Source organism: Flavobacterium sp. SP2, from assembly GCF_057626655.1.
Genome location: NZ_JBVHBT010000001.1, coordinates 418,966 through 433,769, shown reverse-complemented (window position 1 = coordinate 433,769; position 14,804 = coordinate 418,966). Strand labels below are relative to the sequence as shown.

General features: G+C 33.1%; 16 protein-coding genes. 13 read left to right on the top strand and 3 right to left on the bottom strand.

What is annotated here, in order from left to right:
- Positions 1 to 153 precede the first annotated feature (153 nt).
- The 13 genes from ACZ098_RS02205 to ACZ098_RS02145 all read left to right on the top strand — a co-directional run bounded on the left by ACZ098_RS02205 (position 154) and on the right by ACZ098_RS02145 (position 12,724).
- Positions 154 to 1,059 carry a TIGR01777 family oxidoreductase gene (locus ACZ098_RS02205; protein WP_487310097.1) on the top strand — a complete coding sequence of 302 codons (906 nt, stop codon included), beginning with the start codon at positions 154 to 156 and terminating at the stop codon, positions 1,057 to 1,059.
- A gap of 373 nt (positions 1,060 to 1,432) precedes the next feature.
- A complete protein-coding gene (locus ACZ098_RS02200) occupies positions 1,433 to 2,017 on the top strand; it encodes a nucleotide exchange factor GrpE (RefSeq protein ID WP_487310527.1) in 585 nt (194 codons plus the stop codon).
- A 28-nt stretch (positions 2,018 to 2,045) separates the two neighbouring features.
- Entirely contained in the window at positions 2,046 to 3,158 is a 1,113-nt protein-coding gene (gene dnaJ / locus ACZ098_RS02195) for a molecular chaperone DnaJ (protein ID WP_487310096.1), read from the top strand.
- A 164-nt stretch (positions 3,159 to 3,322) separates the two neighbouring features.
- Positions 3,323 to 4,243 carry an ABC transporter ATP-binding protein gene (locus tag ACZ098_RS02190; protein ID WP_487310095.1) on the top strand — a complete coding sequence of 307 codons (921 nt, stop codon included), beginning with the start codon at positions 3,323 to 3,325 and terminating at the stop codon, positions 4,241 to 4,243.
- A 102-nt stretch (positions 4,244 to 4,345) separates the two neighbouring features.
- Entirely contained in the window at positions 4,346 to 5,650 is a 1,305-nt protein-coding gene (locus tag ACZ098_RS02185) for an ABC transporter permease (protein WP_487310094.1), read from the top strand.
- Positions 5,651 to 5,951: 301 nt separating this feature from the next.
- Positions 5,952 to 7,115, top strand: a complete 1,164-nt coding sequence (locus ACZ098_RS02180) for a sigma-54-dependent transcriptional regulator (protein WP_487310093.1) — start codon at positions 5,952 to 5,954, stop codon at positions 7,113 to 7,115.
- Between the two features lie 73 nt (positions 7,116 to 7,188).
- The gene (locus tag ACZ098_RS02175; protein ID WP_487310092.1) at positions 7,189 to 7,809 is read left to right on the top strand and encodes a DEAD/DEAH box helicase; all 621 of its coding nucleotides are present in this window, start codon (positions 7,189 to 7,191) and stop codon (positions 7,807 to 7,809) included.
- 100 nt (positions 7,810 to 7,909) lie between these two features.
- Positions 7,910 to 8,128, top strand: a complete 219-nt coding sequence (locus ACZ098_RS02170; protein ID WP_487310091.1) for a putative signal transducing protein — start codon at positions 7,910 to 7,912, stop codon at positions 8,126 to 8,128.
- 10 nt (positions 8,129 to 8,138) lie between these two features.
- Positions 8,139 to 8,492, top strand: a complete 354-nt coding sequence (locus tag ACZ098_RS02165) for a cupin domain-containing protein (RefSeq protein ID WP_487310090.1) — start codon at positions 8,139 to 8,141, stop codon at positions 8,490 to 8,492.
- Positions 8,493 to 8,521: 29 nt separating this feature from the next.
- Positions 8,522 to 9,337: an alpha/beta hydrolase gene (locus tag ACZ098_RS02160; protein ID WP_487310089.1), complete on the top strand. Its 816-nt coding sequence runs from the start codon at positions 8,522 to 8,524 to the stop codon at positions 9,335 to 9,337.
- Positions 9,338 to 9,343: 6 nt separating this feature from the next.
- Positions 9,344 to 9,865: a hypothetical protein gene (locus ACZ098_RS02155; RefSeq protein WP_487310088.1), complete on the top strand. Its 522-nt coding sequence runs from the start codon at positions 9,344 to 9,346 to the stop codon at positions 9,863 to 9,865.
- A gap of 76 nt (positions 9,866 to 9,941) precedes the next feature.
- Positions 9,942 to 11,576, top strand: a complete 1,635-nt coding sequence (locus ACZ098_RS02150) for an ABC-F family ATP-binding cassette domain-containing protein (protein WP_487310087.1) — start codon at positions 9,942 to 9,944, stop codon at positions 11,574 to 11,576.
- A gap of 59 nt (positions 11,577 to 11,635) precedes the next feature.
- Positions 11,636 to 12,724 carry a sensor histidine kinase gene (locus ACZ098_RS02145; protein ID WP_487310086.1) on the top strand — a complete coding sequence of 363 codons (1,089 nt, stop codon included), beginning with the start codon at positions 11,636 to 11,638 and terminating at the stop codon, positions 12,722 to 12,724.
- Positions 12,725 to 12,817: 93 nt separating this feature from the next.
- Here the strand turns inward: ACZ098_RS02145 and ACZ098_RS02140 are convergent, their stop codons facing one another.
- The 3 genes from ACZ098_RS02140 to ACZ098_RS02130 are packed head-to-tail and all read right to left on the bottom strand — an operon-like array spanning position 12,818 to position 14,666.
- On the bottom strand, positions 12,818 to 13,228 hold the full coding sequence (locus ACZ098_RS02140; protein ID WP_487310085.1) for a hypothetical protein: 411 nt from the start codon (positions 13,226 to 13,228) through the stop codon (positions 12,818 to 12,820).
- Positions 13,229 to 13,255: 27 nt separating this feature from the next.
- Positions 13,256 to 14,161, bottom strand: a complete 906-nt coding sequence (locus ACZ098_RS02135) for a hypothetical protein (protein WP_487310084.1) — start codon at positions 14,159 to 14,161, stop codon at positions 13,256 to 13,258.
- Between the two features lie 4 nt (positions 14,162 to 14,165).
- Positions 14,166 to 14,666: an RNA polymerase sigma factor gene (locus ACZ098_RS02130; protein WP_487310083.1), complete on the bottom strand. Its 501-nt coding sequence runs from the start codon at positions 14,664 to 14,666 to the stop codon at positions 14,166 to 14,168.
- Positions 14,667 to 14,804 lie beyond the last annotated feature (138 nt).

The window sequence follows — 14,804 nt, the reverse complement described above, 5'->3', positions numbered from 1 at the left end:
TAATAGCTTTTTATAAAAAAGATCTCAATGAAAATTGGGATTTTTTCTTTTTTATCAATATCGACAATTATGAACAAAAGTTAAACCAATACCAATTAACGTAAAATTTTAATAAGTTACTCGTAACTTTGGCTTATTACAAAAATTCCAAAAATGAAAATTTTAATAACAGGTGCAACAGGATTAATAGGTTCAGAGTTGGTAAAAGTACTTTTACAGCATAACAATACTGTACATTATTTAACCACCGACAGAAATAAAATTGAAGACAAACCCAATTATAAAGGCTTTTATTGGAATCCTCAAGAAGGTAAAATAGATGAAAACTGCATTCAAGAGGTAGACGTTATTGTACATCTTGCAGGATCATCAATCTCGAAACGATGGACAAATTCCTATAAACAAGAACTTATAGAAAGTCGCGTTTTATCGGCACACCTTTTATTTGGTTTGTTAAAGAAAACGCAACATCAAGTAAAGCATATAGTTTCCGCTTCAGGAACAGCTATTTATCCAGATAGTCCAACAGCAGTTTACGATGAATCGTCTAAAGAAGTAGAAAATAGTTTTCTCGCCAATGTCGTAGTACGTTGGGAAGAAAGTATCGACCAATTTAAATTGCTAAATCTAAAAGTTGCAAAACTTCGGACAGGCGTAGTGTATTCCGATAAAGGTGGCGCATTATTAGAGATGATCAAACCTATAAAAATGGGCGTTGGTTCAGGATTTGGTTCAGGTAAACAAGTGCAAACCTGGATTCACCTAACCGATATTGCCAATTTATACCATTTTATAATCAAAAATGAAATAGAAGGAATTATAAACGCAGTAGCACCACAAACAATTACCAATCAAAATCTTACAAAATTACTGGCCAAAAAATTACACAAGCCGCTTTGGTTGCCCAACATTCCGCAATTTGTCATGAAACTAATTCTTGGCGACATGCACATTTTATTATTTAATGATAAAAATATAATTCCAAAACGCGCACAAGAACTCGCATTCCAATATCAATATCCCACAGTCGAACAAGCGCTAGACGAAATCATAAAATAAAAAAAGTTCCAGTTTTACGCTGGAACTTTTTTCAAATAATAATGTGAATTAATACTATTTTATAGCCTTTCGGCCAAATCATAAACCTTTTATATTCCAAATATACACATTCCGAAAACGTAATAGTCATAAAATTATATTAAAGTTTTATTTTTTTTTGGAGCAAATGGTTCGGGCTTTTTCAACCAACCGTATTCCTGCTTTCCACTTGTAGTGGCGGTAAAAAAACCGCGAGCTACCGTTGCAATCAGGGCTATTCAACAATCTTTAGGTTTTAAAATCTTACCTACAAAACAATCTGTCTAAAAAATAATTTCTGACAATTTGACATTTTTAGACAAATGGCAGTACTTTTGCAATTCAAAACAAAATGATGAAATTCAAGAATATTTTTCCAAATAAAAAAAATAAAAACACAATGAATACAGAAAACTCACAAAACGAACAAGTTACTGAAGAAACCGTTTTAGAAAACACTGTAGATCAACAAGAACAAGCCGTAGAGCTTTCCGTTGAAGAACAATTATCACAAGATTTAGCAGCCGAAAAAGACAAATTCATTCGTCTTTTTGCTGAATTTGAAAACTATAAAAAACGCACAACCAAAGAAAGAATCGATCTTTTTAAAACTGCCAATCAAGAAGTTTTACAAGCATTATTGCCAGTTCTTGACGATTTTGACAGAGCCATGATAGAAATTGCAAAAACTGAAGACGAATTGCTTTTAAAAGGAGTAGAATTAATTCACGAAAAACTAAAATCAACTTTAGTTTCTAAAGGATTAGAACAAATAGAAGTTCGCGCCGGTGATGCTTTCAATGCAGATTATGCCGAAGCCATCACACAAATTCCAGCACCTAGCGATAAACTAAAAGGTAAAATCGTAGACGTTCTAGAAAAAGGATACAAACTTGGAGATAAAATTATTCGTTATCCAAAAGTTGTAATCGGAAATTAATTTTTCTGCATTAAATCAATACTTAAAAATGAAAAAAGATTATTACGAAATACTAGGTATAACTAAATCAGCTACCGAAGCCGAAATTAAAAAAGCCTACCGAAAAAAAGCTATCGAATTTCACCCAGATAAAAATCCAGGTAATGCAGCGGCAGAAGAAAGTTTTAAACAAGCCGCCGAAGCTTACGAAATTCTAGGCGATCCGCAAAAGAAAGCCAAATACGACCAATACGGACATCAAGCTTTTGATGGAAATGGTGGTTTTGGTGGCGGCGGACACATGAATATGGATGATATTTTCAGCCAGTTCGGTGATATTTTTGGTGGCGCTGGTGGTTTTGGAGGTTTTGGAGGAAACTCTGGAGGTCAACGCCGCGTTAAAGGAAGCAACCTTCGTATAAAAGTAAAACTTACCTTAGAAGAAATAGCTAATGGTGTCGAGAAAAAAGTTAAAGTAAAACGTAAAATTCAGGCAGCAGGAGTAAAATATAAAACGTGTTCTGCTTGTAATGGGCAAGGTCAGGTTTTGCGTGTAACCAACACTATTTTGGGTAGAATGCAATCGGCAACGACTTGTCCTACTTGTGGTGGTTCGGGCCAAACTATAGAAAGCAAACCAGCCAATGCAGATTCACAAGGAATGACTCTTGAAGACGAAACTGTTTCAATCAAAATTCCAGCTGGAGTAGTTGACGGTATGCAACTTAAAGTGTCTGGCAAAGGAAATGACGCTCCAGGAAACGGAATTGCAGGAGATTTAATTGTTGCAATCGAAGAAATTGAACATGAATTTTTAAAACGTGAAGGCGAAAATCTTCATTATGATTTATATGTAAGCTTTCCAGAAGCAGCTTTAGGTGTTTCTAAAGATATTGAAGCGGTAAATGGAAAAGTGAGAATAAAATTAGAGGAAGGAATTCAATCGGGTAAGATTTTACGTCTTAAAGGCAAAGGAATTCCGAGCCTAAATGGTTACGGAAGCGGTGATTTGCTTGTTCACGTAAACGTTTGGACACCAAAAACTTTAAGTAAAGAACAACGCCAATTCTTTGAAAAATCAATAGATGACGACAATTTTAAACCACATCCAGAAAAGACCGATAAATCTTTTTTTGAAAAAGTGAAAGATATGTTTTCATAATCTAAAAATTAATTATACATTTGGAGTATTACTAGGAAACTAGTAATTTCTTTTTCATAGCAATTTTTCCCATCCTTGTGTCAAAACTTGGGTGGGTTTTTTTTTGTAACATTAATTTTAAATTAACTACTAATACCGTACTTTTACACAAATAAACAGTTCTCATGAGTTCAATTCTTGAAGTTAATAAAGTAGTCAAAACCTATGGCGATTATACTGCTTTAAACGAGGTTTCATTGTCCATTCCCAAAGGAAGTATTTACGGTTTACTTGGTCCAAATGGCGCAGGAAAAACATCTTTAATAAGAATTATCAACCAAATTACCTTACCCGATTCTGGCGAAATTATATTGGATGGAGAAAAACTAGATCCAAAACACGTTCAGTACATTGGTTACATGCCAGAAGAACGTGGCTTATACAAAACGATGAAAGTTGGAGAGCAATGTCTATATCTAGCGCAACTAAAAGGATTGTCTAAAAAAGAAGCGAAAACGCAACTGGATTATTGGTTTAATAAATTAGAAATTCAAGGCTGGTGGAACAAAAAAATTCAGGAACTTTCTAAAGGAATGGCTCAGAAAATACAGTTTGTAGTAACCGTACTTCACAAACCCAAATTGTTAATTCTAGACGAACCTTTCTCAGGATTTGATCCAGTAAATGCAAATTTAATAAAGGACGAATTAATAGAGTTAAACAAGCAAGGAACCTCAATAATTTTCTCAACGCACCGTATGGAAAGCGTTGAAGAACTTTGCGATCATATAGCGTTAATTCACAAATCCAATAAATTAATAGAAGGAAAGCTTACCGACGTGAAAAAACAATTTCGAACCAACAGTTTCGAAGTAGGAATTCTAACCGATAATGTAGAGGGTTTGATGTACGATTTAACGCAGAAATTTACACTTTCACAAACCAATTTCAAGTCACTTAACGACGAGTTGAAACTCGAAATCAATTTAGGAAACGCAACGCCAAATGAATTGCTCAATAGCTTAATTCAGCGTGGTCAAGTAACCCATTTCATGGAAAAAATTCCAAGTGTCAACGATATTTTTATTAAAACAGTAACTGATTAGATTGTGAGATTTTTACATTTTTGGACTAAAATTTTAAAAGTCCAAAAATCCAACTAAAGTCTAAAAATCCAACTTTCCAACAATCCATTAATCTATAACAAAATGAGTATACTATCCTTAATAATAAAAAGAGAATTTGTGGCTAAAGTCCGCAATAAATCGTTCATGGTAATGACATTTTTAAGTCCGCTATTATTCGTTGCAATCGGCGTATTTGTTGGCTATTTAAGCACAATGAAATCCGATCTTAAAACCATTGCAATTCACGACGAATCGGGTTTATTTGTAAACCAATTCAAAAGCGATGAAGAATATAAATACCTTGATGTAACGCCACTTCCAGTTCAAATTGTAAAAGACAGCATCGTTAAAGAATCCTACGAAGGCTTGTTAATCATACCAAAAACAAGTAATTATAAAGCACTGGAAAAAGAAATTCAATACATTTCCAACGAAAGTCCGAGTGCATTTTTTATTGAAGAATTACAAAATGTTATTGCGCAAAAACTAACACAAGAAAACTATCAAAAATCGGGTTTAGACACTTTAGTAATTAAAAATGCCGAAGCCAAAATTGATATCAATCTTACCAAAGCCTCTGGTGAAGAAACATTAAAGGGATTGAACGAAATCAAAATCATTATCGGTGGCGCATTCGGTTACCTTATCATGATGTTCATAATTCTTTACGGAAACATGGTCATGCGAAGCGTAATCGAAGAAAAAACCTCTAGAATTATAGAAATCATTATTTCATCTGTAAAGCCATTTCAACTCATGATGGGTAAAATCATTGGTACATCGCTTGCCGGAATTTTGCAATTTTTAATTTGGGCACTTCTAGGTTTAACCGCAATGTTCATTTTATCAGCAGTTTTCGGAGTACAATTGGGTTCCAATACTGCAGCGCAAGCCCAAGCCATGCAAGCCGCACAGCAAGAAATGGGCGGTGATGTTCAAATGTATCTTAAAGAAATTTGGAACCTTCCAATTGCTACAATTCTAATTTCCTTCATCATTTATTTCATTGGTGGCTATTTTCTCTACAGTTCATTTTACGCGTCAATTGGCGCAGCTGTTGATAACGAAACCGATTCACAACAATTTCTGCTTCCAATTATAATGCCTTTAATATTAGGAGTTTATATTGGTTTCTTCACCGTCATAAACGATCCGCACGGTACCGTTGCAACGGTATTTTCAATGATACCGTTAACCTCGCCAATCGTCATGATGATGCGAATTCCGTTTGGCGTACCGCTTTGGCAAATCGCACTTTCCATCACCTTACTTTTCGCCACATTTTTCCTCGTTGTTTGGTTTGCATCCAAAATTTACCGCGTCGGAATTTTAATGTACGGCAAGAAACCAACTTGGAAAGAATTATATAAATGGCTTAAATATTAGAAGCAAATGGTTCGGTCTTTATCTACAATGGTAATTCCTGCTTTCCGCACTATCTTTTCCTTTTTAAAGAAAAAAGAAAAAAGATATTTGCTCCAAACGTAGTTCACTGAACACAAATGAAAATAAAAGCAACGTGAAGTAATCAGGGCTAAATGAAATTCCATTTTTGTGTTTAATCAAATTATAAAAAGTAAAGAATAGTGCCTTTTTGCGACTTTGTGTCTTTGCTAGACAAAAGAAAATATTTTCATTAACTTTGTAAAAAGATACAACCCACAACGCATAACTTACAACAAAAAAAATGCCGAAAATACTAATCATAGAAGACGAAGCATCAATTCGAAGAGTCTTAACCAAAATACTTTCTGAAGAAAGTGATACCTATCAAGTAGAAGAAGCCGAAGACGGTGTTCAAGGCTACGAAAAAATAAAAAATACCGATTACGATTTGGTTTTGTGCGACATCAAAATGCCAAAAATGGACGGAGAAGAACTGCTGGAAGCCGTTAAAAAAATCAAACCAGAAATTCCAATGGTAATGATTTCCGGGCATGGCGATATGGAAACTGCAATCAACACCATGCGTCTTGGAGCTTTTGATTACATATCAAAACCACCCGATTTGAACCGACTTTTAAACACCGTTCGCAACGCATTAGATAAAAAACAACTCGTAGTAGAAAACAAAATTCTGAAGAAAAAAGTCAGTAAAAACTACGAAATGATTGGGAATTCAGAACCAATCAATCACATAAAAGCAATAATAGAAAAAGTTGCCACCACCGATGCGCGCGTTTTAATTACAGGACCAAACGGAACTGGAAAAGAACTTGTTGCACATCAATTACATGAAAAAAGCGAACGTGCAAATTTTCCAATTATCGAAGTAAATTGTGCCGCAATTCCTTCCGAATTAATCGAAAGTGAATTATTTGGCCACGTAAAAGGCGCCTTTACATCAGCTGTAAAAGATCGCGCAGGGAAATTTGAAGCTGCCGATGGCGGAACCATTTTTCTTGACGAAATTGGTGATATGAGTTTGGCAGCTCAAGCCAAGGTTTTACGTGCTTTGCAAGAAAGTTTAATTCAGCGTGTTGGTGCCGACAAAGACATCAAAGTCAACGTTCGTGTTGTTGCCGCAACCAACAAAGATTTGAAAAAAGAAATCGAAGAAGGACGTTTCCGTGAAGATTTATACCACAGGTTGGCCGTAATATTAATTAAGGTTCCTGCATTGAATGACCGTCGCGATGACATACCTTTGTTGCTTGAACATTTTGCTGTAAAAATAGCCGAAGAGCAAGGAAATGCGCAAAAAACATTTTCAGCGGAAGCCATAAAATTACTGCAAGAATACGATTGGACAGGTAATATTCGTGAATTAAGAAATGTTGTAGAACGATTGATTATTCTAGGCGGAACCGAAATTTCTGAAAACGATGTAAAATTGTTCGCAAGTAAATAAAAACGTTATATGTTCTAAGTTATAGGTTTTCTCAAACTTAAAACATAGAACTTATAACTTACAACAAAACAAAATGCAATTAAAAAAAATTAACTCAAACCTGCAAAAAGCACTAATTGAAAACGATTTGGTCGAAGCCAACGAAATGCAGCAAGAAACTTTTTCAACGATAAAAAGTGGTGCTGATGCCGTAATTCAATCGACAAAAGGAACAGGAAAAAGTACTACAATAGTTTTAAATGTCATTCAACGCATGGAAAAAACCATGGGTGAAAGTACTCGAGCGCTTATTATTGTAGAGAATAAAGAAAAAGTGCTAGAAATGGAGGAACTTTTCTTAAAATATGGAACGTACACCGATTTGAGTATTTTTGGTTCGCACGATAAAGGCGACATTGATTATGACAAAAACATCATTTCGATGGGATTAGACATTCTTATAGGAACACCCAATCGTATTAACGCTTTATTTTCATCAGCTGGTTTTAACATCAATACCATTAAAATGTTTATTGTTGACGATGCCGATGTTTTATTTAGAAACCGTTTGGATGCTACAATATTGCGTCTTTCGGCAAGTATTGAAAAAACGCAACGCATCTTTTTTTGTTCAGAAATCACAGAACGAGTAGCGGTTTTAGCCGATAAAATCATGATCGAACCACTCTTTTTCGAAATGGAAGACGAGGAATAGATTTTAGATTTCAGATTTTTTGATTGCGACTTGTCGTTCCATTGAAATCTTATTCTTTAATTTACAATACTACATTATACAACAATACATTATAGACAAAATGGGTTTAATAAAAATATTTTCAGGAAGCGAAATTTTAGCATTAGGACTAAAAGAAAAATTAGAAGAAAAAGGCATTGACGTTTTGCAAAAAGACAACATACAATCTGGAAGATTAGCTGGATTTGGGACTTCGGATTTAGCCGTCGAATTGTTTATACAAGAAACCGTTTTTGGTAAAGCCAATCCGATAATTGAGGAGTTTAGATTGAACATCTAGTAGATTTTTTATGAAAGCTATTCGATTACTTCATGATGATCTTGGAAACTCCTATTTTCAAAAAGGAACGTTACCCGAATATCATAAAATTGAAGTTGAATATTTCAATATTCAAACTAAAATTGAGCCCTACCAACAAAGGCAACATACTGCACCACGATATCAGTTTGTGGTTACATTGAAGGGTAAATTAGAATTTACTACTTCAGAAGGAGCAACGTTCATTATTGAACCTGGAATTATTTTAGTAGCCAAAGATACCGAAGGCGAAGGACACTCGTGGAAAATTATCGAAGGTGAAATTTGGGAACGAATTTATATTGTTCCAATGCAAAACGATTTCGATCATTTTGTTTTAGATTGATTGTATTGAAATATTTTAAATAAATTTCGATGAAAGCCATCCGATTTGTATTTTTTTCACTTTTTACTTTCTTTGGTGTAATTTACTTGCTCTACGTGAGTTACATTTATTTCAACCAAGCCGGAATGGTTTTTATTGCCAACAAGCTTCCTGAAAACTATAAGTTTGAATTCAATCAGAAATTTGAAGAATTAAATATTCCTTCATTCGATAATAAAAAGATTAACGGATTATTATTTAAGAGTTCAAACCCAAAAGGACTAATTTTTTATCTTCACGGAAATGCTGGTGCGCTAGATTCTTGGGGAAATTGTGCTGAGGTTTATACCAATTTGGGGTACGATATTTTTATATTAGATTATCGTGGTTTTGGAAAAAGCGAAGGACAAATTGAAAATCAAGAACAGGTTTTTAAAGATATTTCTATCGTATACGACAAAGTAAAATTGAAATATAAATATAAATATAAAGAAACAATCATTATTGGATATTCTATCGGAACTGGATTGGCAACCTATTTAGCCTCTATAAAAAATCCAAACAAACTAATTCTTCAAGCGCCCTATTATAATTTTTTAGAATTTTCTACTTCACGAGCACCATATTTTCCTGATTTTTTAAAGAAATTTCAGTTTGAAACTGATAAATATATTACAAAAGTAAAAGTGCCAATAGTTATCTTTCATGGCAATCAAGATCAGTTAATTTCTATCGAAAATTCCACAAGACTGCAAAAATTATTAAAACCAACTGATGCTTTTTTTGTGCTGGAAAATCAAGGTCATTTGGGAATAAACAATAATGAATATTTTAAAGAGAAGTTGAAAATGATTTTAGAAAATTAAACTCAAATGAAAAAAATAGTCATAATTTTTATACTTCTAATAAGCTTTTCATGCAAAAAAGAAAAGTTTACAGTTGAAAGTATCTTTCTCGAAAACTTAAAAGAAACTTCAACTTTTTATGAAAACGAGAATAAAAAAATTGCCGCTACAATAGCTTCTAGGTATTATGATTACGGTCGTAAGTCGGAAAATTTTGATACTCTGAATAGTTTAGCAAAAAAGTTTGATAAACTATTTATAAATTTAAAAGTTACAAATAAGGAAGAAAAAATTGAATCGTTCAAAAAATACATTACAGACATTAATAATCTAAACTCCGAATACAAAATAGAGAAAATGGATTTGGAAAAGTTACAAGTTTTAGATAATGAAACTTTATATTTTTATTTAAAGTTCAAATTATATAAAATTCAATTTGAAAATTATGAAATGCATCTGTCAAAATTGCCTGTTTATTGCGGGTTTAAAGCGGTTTCACCAAAACAAGCAGAATTAATAAAGATAATTGAAAGTTCGGATATAAAATAATCCTTCAAAAAATCTATCTTTGCACCTTCAAAAAAAAATTTGATAATTAAATTATCATACAATCTAAAAATCTAAGATGATTACAGTTAACGATATTTCCGTAAATTTCGGAGGAACTACTTTATTTAGCGATGTTTCTTTTGCTATCAATGAAAATGATAAAATTGCCTTAATGGGTAAAAATGGTGCTGGAAAATCAACACTTTTAAAGATAATTGCTGGCGAAAGTAAACCTTCAACCGGAAATGTTTCAACACCAAAAGACGCTGTTGTGGCCTATTTGCCTCAGCATTTGTTAACGCATGACGGTGCAACTGTAATGGAAGAAGCATCAAAAGCATTTGGTGAAATCTTCAAAATGAAAGCGGAAATTGACGAAATCAACGAACAATTGACTATCAGAACGGATTATGAAAGTGATGAATACATGAAGTTGATCGAACGCGTTTCTGACTTAAGCGAAAAATTTTATGCCATCGAAGAGATTAATTATGAAGCCGAAGTTGAGAAAATTTTAGTTGGTTTAGGGTTTGACAGAGAAGATTTTAACCGTCAAACATCGGAGTTTTCAGGTGGTTGGAGAATGCGAATTGAATTAGCAAAAATATTATTGCGTAAACCTGATCTTATTTTATTAGATGAGCCAACCAATCACATGGATATTGAAAGTATTCAGTGGTTGGAGGATTTCTTAATCAATTCGGCAAAAGCTGTGGTTGTAATTTCACACGATAGAGCCTTTGTAGACAATATTACCAATAGAACTATTGAAGTTACTATGGGAAGAATTTACGATTACAAAGCCAAATATACACACTACTTAGAACTTAGAAAAGACCGACGTATTCACCAGCAAAAAGCATACGACGAACAACAAAGAATGATTGCTGACAATCAAACTTTTATTGATCGTTTTAAAGGAACTTTCTCTAAAACCGACGCGGTGCAATCGAGAGTTAAAATGCTCGAAAAACTAGTTTTAGTGCAAGTTGATGAAGTAGATACATCAGCTTTAAAATTAAAATTTCCACCAGCAATTCGTTCAGGTCAGTATCCTGTGATTGTGAAAGATTTAGAAAAATCGTACGGCGATAAATTGATTTTTAAGGATGCCAATATTGTTATTGAGCGTGGTGATAAAGTTGCTTTTGTTGGTAAAAATGGTGAAGGAAAGTCCACCATGATTAAAGCCATTATGAAGGAAATTGAAATCAATAGTGGTTCGGTAGAAGTAGGGCACAATTCAATGATAGGTTATTTTGCTCAAAATCAAGCATCATTATTAGATGAAAATGCCACCATATTTGAAACTATAGATAATATTGCAGTTGGCGATGTTAGGACACAAATAAAAAATATTCTTGGAGCTTTTATGTTTCATGGAGACGATGTGACTAAAAAAGTAAAAGTACTTTCTGGAGGCGAAAAAACACGATTGGCAATGATTAAATTATTGCTAGAACCAGTAAATTTATTGATTCTGGATGAGCCATCCAATCACTTGGATATGAAAACCAAAGACATTATTAAAGATGCGTTGCGCGATTTTGACGGGACTTTAATCTTGGTTTCGCACGATAGAGATTTTCTTGACGGTTTGGCAACCAAAGTCTTTGAGTTTGGTAATAAACGTGTCAAAGAACATTTTGAAGACATCAAAGGTTTCTTGGCGCACAAGAAAATGGAATCGCTTCGTGAAATAGAGAAGTAATTATCTAAGTATCCCAAAAATAAAGACTACTTTGTAATTTTAAACAAGATTTCATTGTCATGAAAGACCGTAATGAGTTACAAGTTTCTAGATTTGAATTACAAAAGGTAGCAGACTTCTTACCTTACCCATTTATCATTGCCGAAGTTATAGATAACGTGCATTGGAATACCTTTCTCAACGAAAAGTTTTTGGAAGAGATTGGATATTCTTATGATGAAATTCCTACAATTGATACATGGTACGAGCACGCTTATCCTGATGATGCGTATAGAAAAAAAGTTATCGAGTCTTGGGATAAAAAAGAAATTGAATCACAGCAAGAAGGAACAGTATTTGTTAAAATGCAATCGCTTGTAACTTGTAAAAATGGCGTTAAACGGTGGTATGAAATTAAAGCTTCAGTAATCAATACGCTTCATGTTGTAGCATTTATAGATGTTGATAAAGAAATTGTACTGCAAGAAAATTTGAAGCGTACCAATGAAAACAACGAACGCATGTTGTCGGTATTAGGACACGATTTGCGAGGACCAATTGCCAATTTAACTTCGATTTCGGAAATGGCGTCCAACAGTGAAATTTCTCAATCTGATTTTTCTGAATTCATTTTATTGATTAACGAACAATCCAATCAGGTGTTAGAAATGTTAGAAACAACGCTCAATTGGGCAAAATTAAATTTTAATGTTATTGCACAAAATGAGACTGAAATACATTTTGAATCCTTAATTTGTGGTGTTTTAGAAATTCATAAAAATGTCTGTAATGCTAAAAATATTACTGTGCAACTTTCTTTAAAGTCGGTAGAAACAATCGTTTCGAATCAAGAAATAGTAACTATTATTGTTAGGAATATCGTTTCGAATGCTATAAAATTCACACCAGTTAACGGAACTATTTCGATCAAATTAGAGAAAAATATTTTATTAATATCCGATACAGGAATAGGAATGTCAGACGAAATGATTCAGAATATTTGGAATCATAAATACATTTCCAGTCGCGGAACCAATAATGAGAAAGGCATTGGAATGGGTTTGCAATTGGTATTGCAACTTGTAAAAAAAATAGACTGTAAGTTGACTATTACGAGTAAAGTGGATCAAGGCACAGCAATAAGTTTGGCGTTTAATCAACCCAATTAATCAAGTATTTATTTGTTCAACTATGTTTTAAACTAGTATATTAAAACCCGATATTTCGGTTGTGAAATATCGGGTTTTAAGTATCCATTAAATTTATCTAAACTTTTTTTGATATGTTTTTAAAGTAGTAATTGTTTTTTCTATTTTGATTTTCTCTTCTTTTTTAAAACTTAGTGTGAACAGTTTAAAACCAGTCTTTTGAATGGATTCTTTATTTCTAAAAATGAATTCTAAAGAAATAGTATCGCCGTTTTCTTTAGTTCTATAGTTGATTATTTTACTCAAATCAAAGGCATGTATTTGTTCACTTTCATTGACTTTATTAGAAAATAAATCAGATAATAAATATGTTTTATAGTTAACATTCATGAATTCCTTGTCCATATTTATTTCCTTGCCATCATTATTGGTATTCAAGAATGCAGTTAATTCTGCTTCATCCATAATTTCTTGTGAATAAGCAGTAAAAGTAATTAAAAACAGAAGTGCTAGAATCTTTTTCATACTATTGATTTTACGATGTTATATTTTTTACTCTTTCTTTTTCGGCAATGGTTTACCGTCTTTGGTAGTGATAATTACAATTCCTTTTTCTCCTTTTTTACCATATATTGTGATGGCTTTTTCGGGTTGCAAAATCGAAATGGTTTCAATTTTTTGTTTGTTCAAAGGTGCATACGGACTAGTTGGATTAGGTCCAAATAATTCCTTTTCGGTATAATAAATACTGTTTATAATGTATAAAGGTTCGGGTAATTCTACTATAGATTCGACTTCGTCGTCGGACATTTTATATAAATCTCTATCCGTAACATTTCCATCAAGAATCATAAGTGGATCTTCTTTTTTAGCCTTTTTAGCTGATTTTGCGCTAGCTTGTTTGGGTTTTAAATCTTCTGGTTCTACAGCAACTTGCGTCACACTTCGAGATTCAAAGTTATTTTGTTTAAACCAATTATTATCAGCTTTCTCAACGGCATTCAAATAGGTTTTACTTTCTAATAGTGTATCTTTTCTAGAAAGCGTTGCTTCTTGAACTACTTCATCTGCAACTGCAACTTGTGGTTGGTTTTTTATTTGCTCTTGCAATTGTTTTTCGGCTTCATTTTTCGATACCGTATCTGTAAAAACCAGACTGTTGCTTTTAGAATCTTCTATAACGCTCTTGCTTTTCAAAGTGTCTGTATTTACAATTGAATTGCTAGGTGTACTATTTATTTCGGTTGGTTGTAATGTAATGAACACTAAGGTTCCAACCAATAAAATAGAAGCAGCAATTGCAATTTTTTTCCAAACTTTTGTTTGTTTTTTCCAAACTTTTTGGTCGAGTTTGTCTTCTATGCGACTCCAAATTTTGTCACTATTTGTAAAGTCTTTGGCATCCGATTTTTCGGCTGCATTTTTAAATTGTGAGAATAATTTATCTTGATTTTCCATTTCTTTATTTAGCTTTTTTATAATACAAGTTATTTACCAGAACCTGTAATTTAGTTTTTGCGGCATTCAATTGCGATTTTGATGTACCTTCTGAAATTGACAACATTGTTGCGATTTCTTTGTGGCTGTAACCTTCTATTGCAAACAAATTGAAGATGGTTTTGCAACCTTCAGGAATAAAATTCAACAGATTTAATAAATCTTCTTCTTCCAAATGTGTATCAGCTACACTCTCGGGTTGTAAGGACAACTTAGAGTCTTCTAAATACAAATTGAAATTCACATTACGTTTCAATTGCAGCAAACACAAGTTAACTGTTATTTTTCTTGCCCAACCTTCAAAGGCTTTAACTTCTTTAAGTTGATCAATTTTGGTAAAAATGGTGTAAAAGGCATCGGCAAGAACTTCTTCTATTTCCTCTTCTTTTTTTAAATACCGTTTGCAAGTGTAGTACAACTTAGGCGAAAGCAGCTTGTACACTTCATGCTGCGCTTCGCGTTGCATTTTTTTGCATTTACTTATTAGGTTTTCGTTTATCACAATCTAGGTGTTTTGTATAAAGAGTACTTTTTTTATAAAAAGGTTGGGACACAATTTAAAAAAAACAAAAAAAGCTTACCATAACGATAAGCTTTAAGTACT